Source organism: Streptomyces sp. GL_141 (assembly GCF_057834385.1).
Window position 1 is genome coordinate 5,867,414 of sequence record NZ_CM174402.1, and the last position, 13,636, is coordinate 5,881,049.

17 protein-coding genes are annotated in these 13,636 nt (G+C 68.2%); 10 read left to right on the forward strand and 7 right to left on the reverse strand.

Going from position 1 to position 13,636, the window contains the following annotated elements; genetic code table 11:
• Positions 1-22: 22 nt before the first annotated feature.
• Positions 23-781, reverse strand: coding sequence for a helix-turn-helix domain-containing protein (locus tag AC3IX6_RS25980; RefSeq protein WP_489365062.1), 759 nt, complete (start codon positions 779-781; stop codon positions 23-25).
• A gap of 67 nt (positions 782-848) precedes the next feature.
• Between AC3IX6_RS25980 and AC3IX6_RS25985 the strand changes: the two genes are divergently transcribed.
• From AC3IX6_RS25985 to AC3IX6_RS26020, 8 genes are all read left to right on the forward strand, one after another.
• Positions 849-1,046 (forward strand): hypothetical protein, encoded by a 198-nt coding sequence (locus tag AC3IX6_RS25985; protein WP_039657137.1) that lies wholly within the window; start codon positions 849-851, stop codon positions 1,044-1,046.
• Positions 1,047-1,245: 199 nt separating this feature from the next.
• A complete protein-coding gene (locus AC3IX6_RS25990; protein ID WP_489365065.1) occupies positions 1,246-2,139 on the forward strand; it encodes a bifunctional DNA primase/polymerase in 894 nt (297 codons plus the stop codon).
• A complete protein-coding gene (locus tag AC3IX6_RS25995; RefSeq protein WP_489365066.1) occupies positions 2,136-3,233 on the forward strand; it encodes an AAA family ATPase in 1,098 nt (365 codons plus the stop codon). The genes AC3IX6_RS25990 and AC3IX6_RS25995 overlap by 4 nt, the downstream gene beginning before the upstream one ends.
• Before the next feature lie 263 nt (positions 3,234-3,496).
• Positions 3,497-3,856 carry a hypothetical protein gene (locus tag AC3IX6_RS26000; RefSeq protein ID WP_489365068.1) on the forward strand — a complete coding sequence of 120 codons (360 nt, stop codon included), beginning with the start codon at positions 3,497-3,499 and terminating at the stop codon, positions 3,854-3,856.
• Complete coding sequence (locus tag AC3IX6_RS26005; protein ID WP_489365070.1) at positions 3,856-4,179, forward strand: hypothetical protein; 324 nt, start codon at positions 3,856-3,858, stop codon at positions 4,177-4,179. The genes AC3IX6_RS26000 and AC3IX6_RS26005 overlap by 1 nt, the downstream gene beginning before the upstream one ends.
• A complete protein-coding gene (locus AC3IX6_RS26010) occupies positions 4,176-4,688 on the forward strand; it encodes a helix-turn-helix domain-containing protein (protein WP_489365072.1) in 513 nt (170 codons plus the stop codon). The genes AC3IX6_RS26005 and AC3IX6_RS26010 overlap by 4 nt, the downstream gene beginning before the upstream one ends.
• Positions 4,685-5,077: a hypothetical protein gene (locus AC3IX6_RS26015; protein ID WP_489365074.1), complete on the forward strand. Its 393-nt coding sequence runs from the start codon at positions 4,685-4,687 to the stop codon at positions 5,075-5,077. The genes AC3IX6_RS26010 and AC3IX6_RS26015 overlap by 4 nt, the downstream gene beginning before the upstream one ends.
• A 30-nt stretch (positions 5,078-5,107) precedes the next feature.
• On the forward strand, positions 5,108-5,851 hold the full coding sequence (locus AC3IX6_RS26020) for a hypothetical protein (protein WP_489365076.1): 744 nt from the start codon (positions 5,108-5,110) through the stop codon (positions 5,849-5,851).
• Positions 5,852-5,916: 65 nt separating this feature from the next.
• Here AC3IX6_RS26020 and AC3IX6_RS26025 read toward each other — a convergent pair whose 3' ends face one another.
• The 6 genes from AC3IX6_RS26025 to AC3IX6_RS26050 all read right to left on the reverse strand — a co-directional run bounded on the left by AC3IX6_RS26025 (position 5,917) and on the right by AC3IX6_RS26050 (position 10,181).
• Positions 5,917-6,726 carry a leucine-rich repeat domain-containing protein gene (locus AC3IX6_RS26025; RefSeq protein ID WP_468223652.1) on the reverse strand — a complete coding sequence of 270 codons (810 nt, stop codon included), beginning with the start codon at positions 6,724-6,726 and terminating at the stop codon, positions 5,917-5,919.
• 47 nt (positions 6,727-6,773) lie between these two features.
• Positions 6,774-7,586: a phosphotransferase gene (locus AC3IX6_RS26030; protein ID WP_468223649.1), complete on the reverse strand. Its 813-nt coding sequence runs from the start codon at positions 7,584-7,586 to the stop codon at positions 6,774-6,776.
• Between the two features lie 85 nt (positions 7,587-7,671).
• On the reverse strand, positions 7,672-8,133 hold the full coding sequence (locus AC3IX6_RS26035; protein WP_468223647.1) for a glycine-rich domain-containing protein: 462 nt from the start codon (positions 8,131-8,133) through the stop codon (positions 7,672-7,674).
• Between the two features lie 133 nt (positions 8,134-8,266).
• Positions 8,267-8,458 (reverse strand): hypothetical protein, encoded by a 192-nt coding sequence (locus tag AC3IX6_RS26040; protein WP_468223644.1) that lies wholly within the window; start codon positions 8,456-8,458, stop codon positions 8,267-8,269.
• Between the two features lie 11 nt (positions 8,459-8,469).
• Entirely contained in the window at positions 8,470-8,895 is a 426-nt protein-coding gene (locus AC3IX6_RS26045; RefSeq protein ID WP_489365079.1) for a hypothetical protein, read from the reverse strand.
• Positions 8,896-8,951: 56 nt separating this feature from the next.
• Positions 8,952-10,181 carry a helix-turn-helix domain-containing protein gene (locus tag AC3IX6_RS26050; RefSeq protein ID WP_468223640.1) on the reverse strand — a complete coding sequence of 410 codons (1,230 nt, stop codon included), beginning with the start codon at positions 10,179-10,181 and terminating at the stop codon, positions 8,952-8,954.
• Between the two features lie 267 nt (positions 10,182-10,448).
• On the opposite strand from AC3IX6_RS26050, the gene AC3IX6_RS26055 reads away from it, so the two are divergent.
• Entirely contained in the window at positions 10,449-11,486 is a 1,038-nt protein-coding gene (locus AC3IX6_RS26055) for a hypothetical protein (RefSeq protein WP_468223637.1), read from the forward strand.
• 885 nt (positions 11,487-12,371) lie between these two features.
• Positions 12,372-13,493, forward strand: coding sequence for a lipid II:glycine glycyltransferase FemX (locus AC3IX6_RS26060; RefSeq protein ID WP_489365081.1), 1,122 nt, complete (start codon positions 12,372-12,374; stop codon positions 13,491-13,493).
• The last annotated feature ends 143 nt before the right edge of the window (positions 13,494-13,636 follow it).

The following is a 13,636-nucleotide window of genomic DNA, read 5'->3' on the forward strand; positions in this document are numbered from 1 at the left end:
CTGGGGGGGGGTCGGTTGAGGTCTAGTCATCCGTTCGAGCCAAGATCTCTTCCGCAGTCGGGGGCGGGGCGATGTCCTCCTCGAAGTAGGGGGCGAGGTAGTACGGAAGCGGAGGGGGTGTCAGGCCGTCCTCACGAAGCTCTGCGCGGATCTTGGCCACCTCCTCTGCGGTCCGGTAGGTGGCTTCGGTCATCTCTTCGGCGACCTGAAGCAGCGCACGGTGAAGCTCGGGGTCGAAGTTCTCGCCGAGTTGGACCGCGCGTTTCATCTTTGCGTCGGCTCGAAGCTGGTGTGACACAAGGGACCGGACGAGCCGTTCGTGCTCGCGGAACTGAGCTACGCCGAAGGGTGTTTCACGGAAGGCGGCCACGTCGTCTTCCGTCGTCTGCCAACTCGACGCGAGACCGTGCCCAGGGATCTCGCCGGAGAACCACTGCGTCGCCTCGAAGGTGTCGTACTTCTTCCCCGGCAGGTACTCGGTCCGCTCTTCGTATCCGACCGGGAAGACGAGTGATACCGGTGGTACGCGCAGGGCCTGCGCGATGATCAGCAGCTCGGCAACGGACAGCGTGGGCCTACGGCCGCTCTCGAAGTTCGCCAAAACGGATCGCGCGATGGGCATCCCGAGCTCTGCGCATCTGTCCGCTAGCTGCTGTGCGCTCATGCCCCGGACCTGCCGGAATCGCCGGACTTCGGCGGCCATCGTCCGAGCCAGTCGAGCAGGCCATTCCTCTTGTGTCATGGGAGCACAGTATTCAACTTGATTGACACTGTCCAGCATTGAAGTGCATTCTGTGCTCACCTGTCACCAAAACCGAAGAGGTAGTGACTCAGTGACACAGTCCAGCATGACCCGATCGGATCTCTTGGCTCTCCCGCCCGCGGTCGACCTCGTAACAGCAGGTCGCGCACTTGGCCTGGGGCGGAGCAAGGTCTACCAACTGGCCCAGCGCGGCGAGATGCCCGTACGGACGCTGCGTCTGGGTAGCGCCTACCGCGTGGTCACGGCCGAACTGCTCGAACTCCTCGGCGTTCAGCCGGAATAGGCGGGCCCCGGCCGGTGCGCTAACACCGAGCCGAGGCCCCGAAGCCCCTCAGCACTGCCCAGCTCTGAACAGTCACGGCGATCGCGAGGTCTGTCACCACCTTGCGCCGCCAGTAAGGAAGCTTCATGTCCCAGGCTACTGAGCGCGCGCGTCGCTCGTTGCCGTACCTGCCCACCGGACGCCGGTCCGGGGCCGCCCGATGAACGAGACCGACACGGCACGGCGGGTCGAGCAGGTGCTCGACCTCGCCAGCCATGGCATGCACGTATTTCCGCTCCGCCCCGACGACAAGCGGCCCGCCGTGAAGGAGTGGCAGCAGCGGGCCACGACAGAGAAGGACGCGATCGTACGGGCGTGGTCGCACGGGCCGTACGGCGTCGGCATCGCCTGTGGTCCCTCCCGTCTCGTCGTGGTCGACCTCGACACGGCCAAGGGCGCCACCCCGCCCGACGAGTGGACCCTGCCCGGGATCACCGACGGCGCCGACGTTCTCGCCGAGCTGCACGCCCGCCACGGGGCTCGGTGGCCGTTCGGCACCACCCCCGCGGTTCGCACCGCATCGGGCGGCCAGCATCTCTACTACCGGGCGCCAGTCGACGGCGAGATCCGCAACAGCGCCGGCCGCCTCGGGTGGAAGATCGACGTACGCGCGGTCGGAGGGTACGTCGTCGCCCCGCCCTCAACTGCGAACGGCGCCCAGTACCGATGGCTGACGGGACTCGACGCCGAGCTCCTCGCCCTGCCCGAGTGGCTCGGCGAGCTCGCTGCCCCGGCGACGCCCGAGCCAGTGCACGCGGTAGTGCTGCCGCTGACCCCGCTGCGCACCACCCGCCCGGGGTACGCCGCCGCCGCGCTGCGCGCTGAGGCTGACGCCGTCCGCACGGCTGTCCCTGGCACTCGGAACGACACCCTGCACCGGGCCGCGTTCAAGCTCGGCACGCTCGCCGGCCGCGGTGACCTCACCCCCGCCGAGATCGTCGACGAGCTGCTCGCCGCAGCAGCAGCCAACGGCCTCGGCCCGACGGAAACGGAGAAGACCATCACCTCGGGCCTGCGCTCGGGAATGCACCACCCGCGAGGGGCAGCCGTATGACCGCCCCGACCGCGCGTGAGCGCATTCTCGCCGCCGTCCCGGCCCAACCGAGCGAGGCCGCCATGAACGACCGCACCACATGGCAGCGCGTCGACCTCGGCCCCGTGCTCGACGGTACCCACACCGCGCCGCAGCCGACCATCGGACGCCGCGACGACGGTGCCGGTCTCTTCTACCCCGGTCGCCTGCACAGCATCTTCGCCGAGCCCGAGGCCATGAAGACATGGCTTGCGCTCACCGTCGCGACCGCGGAACTCGCCCTCGGCAATGCCGTGATGTACCTCGACTTCGAGGACGAGGAAGGCGGCATTGTCTCGCGCCTGCTCGCCCTCGGAGCCCCGTCCGCCGCCATCGCCGAACGCTTCCACTACTTCCGCCCCGACGGGCCGCTCGGTGACGCCGGCCGCGCTGCCCTGGCCCCCTACCTCACCAGCCCGACCACCTTCGCAGTCATCGACGGCGTCACCGAAGCGATGGGCCTCTTTGGCCTCAAGCCGAAGGACGACACCGACGTCGCCGGCTTCTGGCGCATCCTGCCCCGATGGCTCGCCGAGCAGGGCCCGGCCGTGCTGCTGCTCGACCACGTCAACAAGGACCGTGAGAACCGGGGCCGCTGGGCGACCGGCTCGCAGCACAAGCTCTCCGGACTCAACGGGTGCGCCTTCGTACTGGAGAACATCACGCCCCTTGCCCCCGGGCAGACGGGCAAATCCCGTGTACGCGTTGCCAAGGACCGCCCCGGACAGGTCCGCAAGAACGCTCTACCGGGCAGCAACGGGGCCCTTCACTGGTTCGCCGACTTCATCGTCGAGTCCCAGCTCGACGGCTCGGCGCTCGTGAGTCTGCCGGCGCCCGTGCAGCGTGACGGGCCGTTCCGGCCGACGGCGCTCATGAAGCGGGTGTCAGACACTCTCGCCACCGCGAGGGAGCCGCTCAGCGTGCGCGGTGTCCTCGACCGTGTGTCCGGCAAGCAGGATGCCGTACGCCGGGCGCTCGCCCTGCTTGTCGACGAGGGGTACGTGAGCGTCACGCCCGGCGCCCGAAACGCGCAGCTTCACGAGTCGAAGCGACCGTTTACCGATTCCACCGACTGACCGTACGACCGTGTCCCACCGTGGCCGACCGCTTCCCCGGCCACGGTGGCCCCGACCGTATGACCGTGTCCCAGTGTCCCTATAGGGGACACGGTCAAACGGGCCACGCTCACGGCCCGCACTCACCCTCGGGACACGCTCAGCGTCTCCCCGATCACCAGATGCCCGGATGTCGCCTCCTCCGGTCTCCCGGCCGTCGCTGGGAACGCCCACCCACGCCTCATTACGTCCTCACGCGCGCGCGAGGAGAGAAGGACCCCGAGATGACCAGTAAGAATCGCCCCGCCGCTGTGGTCGCCCTGGCCCGCGGCAACACGGCCGAGCAGGCCGCCCGCGAGGCCGGCGTCTCCGGCCGCACCATCCGCCGTTGGATGGAGGACCCCGGGTTCGGTCGACAGGTAACGGCGACTCGAACCGAGCTGCTACAGCTCGCAGTCGGGCAGCTAGCCGCCGCTTCGACCAAGGCCGTGGCCACCCTCGTCGACGCGCTCGACAATGAGAAGGGGCAGGCCCGAGTGCAGGCTGCCCGTGTGCTGCTCGACGCCGTCCTCGCCCTGCGCGAGTCCCTCGACCTCGAACAGCGCCTCGCTGCCCTCGAAGCAGCCGGGGGTGACGCGTGCTGATGGCCCGCAGGAAGAACAAGCTCGCCGACCGCCTCGCCCGCCTCGAAGACGCGTCCCGCGAGAGCATGTGGCAGCTCACCCTTGAAGACGGCACCACCGCCGCTCTGCCCGTACTCACCGTCATGGACGCGCTCGCCGAGCTCTTCGGCTTCCCCGTCGACGGTGATCAGGACAATGACGAGCGGTCGCCGGGACCGCCCCGACTGACGTTGACACACGAGATACGGCTGCTCGCTCGCGTGGCCGAGGGCTCAGAGACGTCGATGCTCGGCCGTACGGTCGTAGCGCTTGCCAAGGAGGCAGTTCGGGAGAGCGGCATATGAGCGCCCACGACCGTTCCCAGAGCGTTCCCAACCCCCTCGCGACCTGCGCCGATGATGCCCGTAGCGGATACCAAATCCGTCGGTTCGAAGCCTCGGATCGGGTGCGACCGGGCAGTTCGATGCTTCGGCCCGATGGATCGGTGATCGTGCCGCCCGCGCTCGCGAGTGAGGTCGTCCGCATCCTCTCGGGTCACCTTGACGCCCGGGTGCGTGCAGATGGGGGCGAGCTCTCCACCGAGGCTCGGCGCCTCCTTGTCGCACTGCAAGCTGGCGCCGAGCACGCGACAACGGAACCCGCACGGCCCGCCGCTATCGGAAGCCCCTCGACGGACCTTGGCACGGTCGAGGTGACGGTGGCCGAGGCGGCGGCGCTCATGGAGTGTTCGCCGCGCTGGATTCGGTCCCTGATCGAAGCCGGGCGCCTGACCGCCCGGCGGGCCGGCGAGCGCCTGTGGCTCGTCGACCGCACAGCCCTCGACCACTACCGCCAAGGAGGAACCGCCCTATGACCACCGCAGACGTCGACCGCTCACAGTGGGAGGACATCACGCCTGACGATCGCAAGATTCCTTGGAAGCGGATCACCGCCCCAGAAGCCCGCTCGGGCCCCGTCAGCACTCACCCCGTTCTCGCAGACCGGGGCTTTGTCCACACCGCGCCGTGGTGGGTCGACGGCACCCTCTACACGGACAACGTCCGTTGGTTCGGACATGTTCGGGAGCAGGCGCAGCAGAGCGGCCAGCACCTCGCCGTCGAGGAAGCCCCGGACGGCCCGCCAGTCGAGCACCGCGCTCATGTGGACGCCATGCGCCGGTACGCCGAGCTGCACACCCTGCGCCCTGCTCGCCTTCTGCCGTGCGACGAGCAAGGGCAGCCCCTGCTCGTCCGCTTCTACTGACCAGCCCCCGCCGCCGAAGGACCCCACACCATGACCAGCCTCACCGGCCCGAGCATCATCGACGCACAGCTCTCCCTCGCCGCCGTCCGGCGTGCCCGCGAAACAGACCTCACCGCACTGCGTCGCCGCCTCGACGACGGGCTCAGCCAGGCCCGAACCTTCCGTGACCCGGACCTCACTGACGAGGCGAACGCCCGTCGCCGGACGGAAATGGAACGTGCCGCCCGCGAGCGCACAGGCACCGAACTGGACGGCATCGAGCGCACGACCAACGCGGCTGCCGAACAGATCCGCGCCTACGCCGAACGCATTTCGGCGCCGACCGCGCGCGACGCAACCGAGCAGCTCCTCGCCGAGACCCGCCAGGGACGCGCGTGGGACCGCACGCGCGCCTTGCTCGATGCCGGCCGCAGCGCTGCCGATGTGATTGGCTCGGCTGACGTCGACACCCTGCGCGCTCTGCGCGTTGAGCTCCCTTCGTACCTCGCGGGCAGGAGAGCCAAGCCCGAGGGGTTGGCCGGCCTCGACTGGACCGAAGCGGACCCGGCCCCGGTGCTGCGCACGATCGACCGGGCCCTCGTTGCCCTTCTGCCCAAGGACCAGAGCGCGGCCCTGCGCATCCGCCTCGACCTCGACCAGGCCGAGCCCGGCCTGCGGGAAACCGTCGCCGGTCTGCGGCGCCAGGTCGACGGCTCAGCCGACGGCGGCGACGGTCTGCGCAGCGCCATCGCTGCCCGCTTTGCCGACCAAGAAGCGGCACAGCTCGATGCGTAGCTGACGGAGTGCGCCCAACACCACAGCCCCGCCAACCAGCGGGGCTGTGCGCGTATGGGAGAACATCAGGCCCAGTCGGCCGCCGGCTGGGCCACGTCCCATCCGCCGATGTGGGGCTGGGGAGCGTGCTTGGCGGCGCCGGGCGGCAGCGCAGCGAGGCAGGCGGTCGAGCAGGCGTTGACGAGCAGCGGCAGGACGTCGGTGGCGACCACGAGCGAGATCCACCGCTGGTGAAGCTCTGATCCCTCCACCGGCCCGTCACAGACACTGCACGCACTGATGGCTGTCGTGCCCCACCGCTTCGGGTCCAGCGCGGCGAGGTGACCGCCGGATTGAGAATCGCCCGTCGTCCGCAGCCGGGGAAAGGGCGGGCGAAGCTTGAAGTTGCCGAACAGCGAGCGGGTGCTGACCGTGCTCCGCACCAGCTTCGAGCAGCGGGTGATCTCGTACGGGAACCAGTGCAGCCGGTGGGAGGTGTACGGGCTGAACTCCTCCAGGCTGGTCATGGCGCCGATCTCCGGGGGAATCCGCACCAGGTTGCTGCCGTAGAGCCTCAGATGCTTGACGGCGGTCAGACGGCCGATGCTTGCGGGCAGCGTGATGACGTCGCGCCGCTCTTGCGGGCTGAGCTCGACGAGCGGGTTGAATTCCTCCCTGCCGTCCGCGGCCGCCTCTTCGACGAGCGCGAGAAGACGCAGCCAACCCGCCGAAGACGTGTCCTGCCGCTCGCCGTGAAACCCGACCCGGGCGCGCGGATGCACCCTGTACTGATCGAAGCAGGTGCAACGTTCCCGGTGGATGGGTTGACCATCCGGCCCGATTCCTTCGGGCCATCGGTTCGCGAACAGGCGGGGCTCGGGGGGTGTGGCATCCATGCGATCAAGATAGGAACCCGGCAGGACGATCGCACTGGGTTTCGGTACTAAGCGCTGTGCACATCCTGGCTGCTGCGATGCCTGGACCATGCTCGGGCGGCAGCGATCAGCGGGGCGCGATGCGGTGCCGGGTCCGAAGCGGCGCGACTCTCCCAGACGCCACAGAGGGTGGCTGCGAAGGTGGCGACAGCCGAGGGCTCGGCGGAGCGGTACGCGGGCACCGCTCGGGCAAGGGCTTCGGCTTGCTCCGCGGTGTGGCCGGCGTGAATGAAGCGAGGGATGGCGAACGCTGTGTCTGCCCACGCCGGGCCGGGGCAGGCGAGGGCCCAGTCCAGTACGCGGATTCCGTTCGCGGTGGCCAGCATGTTCATCGGTGACACGTCGGAGTGGACGAGGGCACGGCCTTCGAGGTCGGGGCAGCGATCGTCAGGGAAGAACCCGACCCAGCGGATGTGCAGCGGCTTCTTGCGGACCTGTTCCGGCCACGACGCCTCGGACATCGTGGTGAGTGTGGCGAGGTAGGGGCCGAGGTCGCGTGAGCCGGGGCTGAGATCCGGGTGCGGGCCGACGAGGTACTCGTACCCGGTGAGCAGCCACCCGCCGGCGTCGACCTGCCAGAGCACGCGGGGGGCGAGTGGTGCGACTCGGGTCACGCGCGCCTCGTAGTCGTACATCCACGCTGTTGGCTCGTCGCTGCGGGTGCCCTTGACGAAGACCGGCCCGGCGGCGGTGTGGAGGGTGCAGGCGAGACGGGCCATGACGCCGGTCTCGGCGGTCTCTGCGTGCTCAACGGGGCCGGTGTAGGTCTCGACGGCGCTACGGGCCTCGGGTGGGAGTTCAAGCCATGCGGTGCGGTCCACCCGCTTACTCCTCGTGCAGAACGGAAGCCGGTCCCCGGCTCGGCCACAGAGTGGCACAAGCCGAGGACCGGCCGCAGGCGGTACGTCAGGCGTACTTGGGGCTGTTGTGGCAGTTGGCGTGGCACTGCGAGCAGTCGGCGAGGTCCAGCTCGGGCCAGAACTCCATGTCGATCACGAACCCGGACGCGACGATTGCGTCGACCGTCCTGGCGCGCAGGGCCTTGCCGCCGCCGTGTTCCTCCTTGTCGAGGAATCCGGGCTGGTGGTGGACGAACTTGCCGATCGTCCCCGAGCAGAAGTCCTGGTACGCCTGCGTGTGCAGCAGGAAGGCGTGCCAGAAGTCATCGATGAGCGGCGACGGGCTGAGCGGGGTGTCGCTGTACGCGCCGGCCGCGAGGAAGGCGATCATCTGGCCGACGCCGCGGTCGGCCTTGTCGTCGGTCAGCTCGGGGAACTTGGCCTGCATGTTGGACACGAGCGTCGCGCGCAGCTTGGCGCCGATCAGATTCCGCGCGTCGGTCGCGGGACGTTCCTGGATTGCGGTCACGGTCCTTGCCTCCTTGGTCAGTGGTGCCTGGACGTGCTGTGTGGCGCCTCGGCCGGCGCGACTGGGAGCGGTGCAGACCGAGGCGCGCCCCGCCCGCCCGGGGGCTGTCGGGTCATCCGAGCGGGCGGGGAGATCAGAGCGCCGGGAATCCGGCGTCGGTGACGGCCATCGCCGACGGTGCATCGCGGTGGCTGAGCTCACCGGTGGTCATGGTGGCGAGCGCGGCGAATCCCGCGGCGGTGCCGAGCACCCATATCCAGCTCAGGAAGTGGCCAACCGGATCGCTGGATGCGGATCGGCGCTGCACAGCATGGCGCGCGGTCATGCGGCGTTCCCCTACGCCTGCTCACGCTGCGCGATGAGCCGCTCGAACTGGATCGCGTACAACTCGACTTGGTCCGGGGTGAGGACGAGCATGGACTCGGCCGTACCGCCGTCGTCGTAGTGGACCAGGACCGGCAGCGCGCCTTGCTGGGCCCGGTGGTCGTACACGGCATCGCGCCGCATCGGGGTCACGTACGTGGCCTGTGCCGGGACGGGGCGCAGGGTTGTGCCGTCGGCTGGCGCTGACCACTCGTCGCCGCCACCCGGCGGGCGAAGGTGGTACGTGCTGGCGCCCACTCTCGGCAGCGTCACGACGACGCCGATCCGCCCGTCCTTGGCGGTGTCGCGGGCGAGGTCGCCGAGTCGTGGGTAGAACGGTCCGGCCGTCCCTAACTCGCCGCCCTGTGAAGGGAGATGGGGTGTTGGTCGTCCTGTCATGTCTCAGAAGTTAGGGGCGCGTCAGGGGCCCAATATGAATCGGAGGAATACCGCCCTCATCCGTCCAGGTGGAAGCGGTCTGACATGCGGCGCAGCTTCTCGCGGGTGGCGATCCGCTCGGCGTAGACGATGCCTCGGAGGGTCGACCGGGCGATCGGATGGTTCCGTACGAGCTGGGGGGCGATCCGCTCCGCGGTCTCCAGCTCGGCGAGCGCGCGGTCGCGGTTGCCGTCCCACAGCCACGCGCGGGCGAGGTCCATGTGATGGTGGCCCTGGCGGGAGTTGGGGAGGGCTGCGACGAGCTCGGGGGCCGTGCGGCGGTTTATGGCGAGAGCCTTGGTCTGCTCGCCGGTCTCCAGGGCGACGCTGATCGCGTGGATCTGCACGTTGCCGGGGGAGAAGGTGACCGAGTGCCGGTCGTAGACCGGCGGGTTGTGGTGGCCTGCCATCCGGCGGGCAGCGTCGCGGGCGTGGTTGATCCGCTCGTCGGCCTCGGCCGGTCGGCCGGCGCGGGCCGCGGCGACGGCGGCGCGCAGGTGGAGCGTGCCCCACATCCGCAGGGCGAGCGGCTCGCCGAGCTCGTACTCGCGCTGCACGCTGGCGATGGCCTTGTCGGACAGGGTGAGCGAGTCGTCCCAATCGGCGGTGGCCCACATGTCCCAGACGCGCATCCAGTCGGCGAGGGCGGGCATGACGGGGTCGGCGGAGAGGCGGGCCGCCCATGCGGCGCGCTCGGCAGCCATGGCGACGAGTTCGGGGTGCCCGAGGGCGTGCGCGGCGGTGTGGGCGAACTTGCATGCCACGGCGTAGATCGCGAACGCTTCCTCGCGCTCGTGGCCGGTCGAGGCCTCGGCCAGGGCGCGGGCCTCGCGCAGGAGGTCGGGGAGGGTCGCGAGGATCGCCGTGTTGGCCGCGGCGTCGCGGAGGCGGTGCAGGCGGGTCATGTCCCGCCACAGCTCGCCGGACGCGCGCGGGATCCCGTCGAAGATCGGCGCGAGGTCGTAGCGGCGTAGCTCACGCAGGATGGATGCCGCCGAGACCTGCCACTGATTCTCGGCGGGACTACTTGCGTACGGCCGGCCGATCAGGTCATTGGGATGTACGTGCAGCTCGGCGGCGACGAGATTCAGCAGCCCGACCCGGTCGAGCTCGATCAGGCCGCGCTCCATCTTCGACACCCAGCCCTGGGTCTTGCCCAGAGCTGCGGCGAGGTCTGCCTGTGGCATCCCAAGCCGCAGCCGTGCCCGTCGGACGCGACGACCGATCTCTTCAGCCTCTTCAAGCATGAGAACAACCCCCTGCGTTTCTGCGCTTCGCAGTGCCCAACCTGGTAGCTCGCAGCCCTCGTTCCGGCGTGCATGCCCTTGAGAACCGTACCGAGGCCACGCGGTAGTTGTCCCTGGCGGCGACTGACCCCTCGGGCTGCGCCCGAGGGGTCGATCTGGCTCGTGGCCTCGCGGTTGCGTAACTGAGTGTTGGGAAGCGCCTGCCTGGCCTAGCCTTCGAGTGCCCTCGGCCCTCCGATGAGCAGATCCTCTTGAACGGAGATGCACGTGAATCCGACTAAGCACATCCTCGATCTCGTCCAGACGGCACTGGACGACTTCGAGAGCGTTTCGCTATCGGCTTCGGCAAGGCGTGCTGCGAGAATTGCCCGTCTCCTGGGTGACAGCGATCAGGAGTACCTCTTTGGGCTTGATAATCGGCCGCTGGGAGGATCTGTCTGGCATAAGCGGAAGGTTGCCGAGGACGTGTTCTCTGATACTGATCCGCAAGATGTGTATGCGCGGAGCCGAGAGCTGCTCGAAGTTTATGTGGAGGAACGGCGCCCTGCTCGGATTCCGGTTGTCCTGAAAGACATAGTGGCGCCTGACACTATTCTCGGCGGGTCGATCGACGAACTCGTGCGGGGAATAGGGCACATGAACAGGCAGATGTCTGAAACGGATGACTCAATGCACGAGATGGCCCTGATTCATCGTGTGGATCTGCAGGAAGAGATCCTTGAGCGGATCAGATATCGGGTCTTCTCGTACCTGTGTGGCGCTGAGAGGCGCATCGGAATCGGGTTCGCCAACCGTGAGATCTTCGAGCGGAGCCGTGTAAGGGTCGAGGCCGCGCTCGCTGAGATCGCCCCCAACGTGCTCGACCAACTTCTCGCGGCATACAAGCGGGCGTCCGATGGCGATCCTGAGAGCTGTTCACATGCTCTGACTTCGTGCCGCAGGATGTTGGAATCGCTCGCTAATGTGGTGTATCCAGCGAGAAGCGAGAAGGTGGCTGACCGGTCTGGGAAGCAGCGCGATGCAGGGCCCGACAAATACAAGAACAGGCTTTGGTTGTTCCTGGATGAAAGGATCGGTACAACCACTTCCGGGAAGGTCACGATGGCCACGCTTGAGGATGTCGGGAACAGGATCGACAAGGCTTACGAGCTCTCCAATAAAGGTGTTCATGCGGGCGTCTCTTTGGCCGAGGTTGACGTCTGTGTGATTCAGTCGTACTTGATCGCAGGTGAGTTGGTCGGGCTCATGGGGTCCACGGTTGCGACCGGCGAAACCGGTGGCGGACCGCACAGCACCACATCCTGATGCCCCGTGCTGCCCGGCGAGTGCTTAGGCGGCATCGACGACGGTTGCCCTCGTCGACGCCGCCCTGGCCGAAGAGCCTCAGGACTGGGAACCGGATGGGAACGGACGCGGCGGAATGAGGCGTCAGGGCACGGCAGGAAACGGAGGGCCGTGCGCCCGCTGGTCAGCCAGAACGGCAGAGTTGATCATCCGGCGGCATCCTCCAGATCGTCCTCGATCGGACTCATAATCCGTCGGCCGTGGGTTCGAGTCCCACCCGCCCCACTCGCGCAGGTCAGAAGAAACCTTCTGACCTGTGGAAACGCAGTCTTTGCGGCAGCGGGATCCCCGTTTCGGTGAGGCGACCGTGAGGCGATGCCGGTCCCCCGCAAGCCCGTAGAGGTCTGTGACCTGGGGTTTTGTTCGATTCGTCGGTGGGGTGCGTGGTGATGGGTCCCACCGCCGTCGTCCGGGTAGGGGTTACATCCCCGGTCGCTCCTGTTCCTCGTGAGCGTCCGACTCCATGGGCATCGGGCGAACCTCTTGAGGGCGGGCCCGCTCCGGCCGGCGGGGTCTGCGATTCCAGCTTCTCCGCCCCCGGCGTCCTCTTCTGCTTTCGCCTCACGCACGCCGGACCGGAGTGCTGGCGAAGCCGTTTTTGTGCCCGTCCACGGCGGCGAGCGCTACGGCGCCTACTTGCTGGACCACATCAGATGCCAGGCGGAAACCCGCCTCGATCCCTCCGACTTGATCGGCCGCACCCGGCACAGGACATGAGTGCGATGGCGTCGACCTGTTCTGTGGAGGTACCCCTCCAGCAGCTGCTTCCCGGCGCCCGGGTGCGGTCGTTGTCGGCCCGTGAAGTCTGCGAAGTAGGCTGCCGCGTCGAACAGAGGAGCACTGCACATGAGCTTCCGCTTGAGAGCGATCAGCCGTGACGAGCATCTGGCCTTCATCAAGAGCCGGCCCTCCGCGAGTCACATGCAGGTGCCCTCGTGGGGGGATGTGAAGCCGGACTGGCGGGCGGAGAGCCTCGGATGGATCGACGAGACCGACCGGATCGTCGGGGCGGCGCTCGTGCTGTTCCGGCCGCTGCCGAAGCTCAAGCGATACCTCGCCTACCTTCCCGAAGGCCCGGTCATCGACTGGTACGCCCCGGACCTTGAGCGGTGGCTCGAGCCGATGCTGGCGCACCTCAAGACCCGCGGCGCGTTCTCGGTGAAAATGGGTCCGCCCGTGATCGTCCGACGCTGGGATGCAGAAACGGTCAAGGACGCCATTGCGGACCCGCGGGCAGGCCGGCTGCGCGATGTTGAGGCCAGTTCGTGCGAGCCGCGGGCCTTCGATGTCGCCGACCGGCTGCGCCGCTTGGGGTGGCAGCAGGGCGAAACTGGTGGTGAGGACGGGTTCAGCGCGGGGCAGCCGCGCTACGTGTTCCAGGTCCCGCTCGCCGGACGGTCCTTGGACGAGGTCCAGCGCGGTTTCAATCAGCAGTGGCGCCGCAACGTCAAGAAGGCCGAGAAGGCCGGCGTCAAGGTCGTCCGAGGCGGCTACGAGGACCTGCCCGCCTTCTACGAGATCTACAAGGAGACCGCGGAACGCGATCGGTTCATCCCCCGCCCGCTGGCCTACTTTCAGCGCATGTGGACCGCACTCGGGGCGGAGGACGCGGACCGGATGCGCCTGTATCTCGCCCGTCACGAGGGCGAGGTGCTGGCCGCGGCCACGATGCTGACCGTTGGTGAGCACGTCTGGTATTCCTACGGGGCCTCAACCAGCCGCAAGCGTGAAGTGCAGCCGAACAACGCCATCCAGTGGCGGATGATGTGCGACGCCCACGAACTGGGCGCGAGGGTCTACGACCTGCGCGGCATTACCGACACCCTGGAGGAGTCCAACCACCTGCTCGGCCTGCTCCGGTTCAAGGTCGGCACCGGCGGCCAAGCCGCCGAATACCTCGGCGAGTGGGACTTTCCGCTCAACAGACTGCTCCACAAGGCTCTCGACCTTTACATGTCTCGCCGCTGAACCGAGGGGCGCCCACGTTCTGATCGTGCTCGTGAGGCGTGCGGGGGGCCTCGCCGACGGGGGTGCGGCGAGGCCCTGTTCAGACGGTACAGCCCGCAGTCGGTCCGCGGACCGCAGAATCAAGGAATTGCATAAGTTTGCAA

What these genes read in the sequence shown, in the direction of transcription:
- AC3IX6_RS25980 (WP_489365062.1), bottom strand. Translation starts at nt 781, where the DNA reads ATGCTGGACAGTGTCAATCAAGTTGAATACTGTGCTCCCATGACACAA.
- AC3IX6_RS25985 (WP_039657137.1), top strand. Translation starts at nt 849, where the DNA reads ATGACCCGATCGGATCTCTTGGCTCTCCCGCCCGCGGTCGACCTCGTA.
- AC3IX6_RS25990 (WP_489365065.1), top strand. Translation starts at nt 1,246, where the DNA reads ATGAACGAGACCGACACGGCACGGCGGGTCGAGCAGGTGCTCGACCTC.
- AC3IX6_RS25995 (WP_489365066.1), top strand. Translation starts at nt 2,136, where the DNA reads ATGACCGCCCCGACCGCGCGTGAGCGCATTCTCGCCGCCGTCCCGGCC.
- AC3IX6_RS26000 (WP_489365068.1), top strand. Translation starts at nt 3,497, where the DNA reads ATGACCAGTAAGAATCGCCCCGCCGCTGTGGTCGCCCTGGCCCGCGGC.
- AC3IX6_RS26005 (WP_489365070.1), top strand. Translation starts at nt 3,856, where the DNA reads ATGGCCCGCAGGAAGAACAAGCTCGCCGACCGCCTCGCCCGCCTCGAA.
- AC3IX6_RS26010 (WP_489365072.1), top strand. Translation starts at nt 4,176, where the DNA reads ATGAGCGCCCACGACCGTTCCCAGAGCGTTCCCAACCCCCTCGCGACC.
- AC3IX6_RS26015 (WP_489365074.1), top strand. Translation starts at nt 4,685, where the DNA reads ATGACCACCGCAGACGTCGACCGCTCACAGTGGGAGGACATCACGCCT.
- AC3IX6_RS26020 (WP_489365076.1), top strand. Translation starts at nt 5,108, where the DNA reads ATGACCAGCCTCACCGGCCCGAGCATCATCGACGCACAGCTCTCCCTC.
- AC3IX6_RS26025 (WP_468223652.1), bottom strand. Translation starts at nt 6,726, where the DNA reads ATGGATGCCACACCCCCCGAGCCCCGCCTGTTCGCGAACCGATGGCCC.
- AC3IX6_RS26040 (WP_468223644.1), bottom strand. Translation starts at nt 8,458, where the DNA reads ATGACCGCGCGCCATGCTGTGCAGCGCCGATCCGCATCCAGCGATCCG.
- AC3IX6_RS26045 (WP_489365079.1), bottom strand. Translation starts at nt 8,895, where the DNA reads ATGACAGGACGACCAACACCCCATCTCCCTTCACAGGGCGGCGAGTTA.
- AC3IX6_RS26050 (WP_468223640.1), bottom strand. Translation starts at nt 10,181, where the DNA reads ATGCTTGAAGAGGCTGAAGAGATCGGTCGTCGCGTCCGACGGGCACGG.
- AC3IX6_RS26060 (WP_489365081.1), top strand. Translation starts at nt 12,372, where the DNA reads ATGAGCTTCCGCTTGAGAGCGATCAGCCGTGACGAGCATCTGGCCTTC.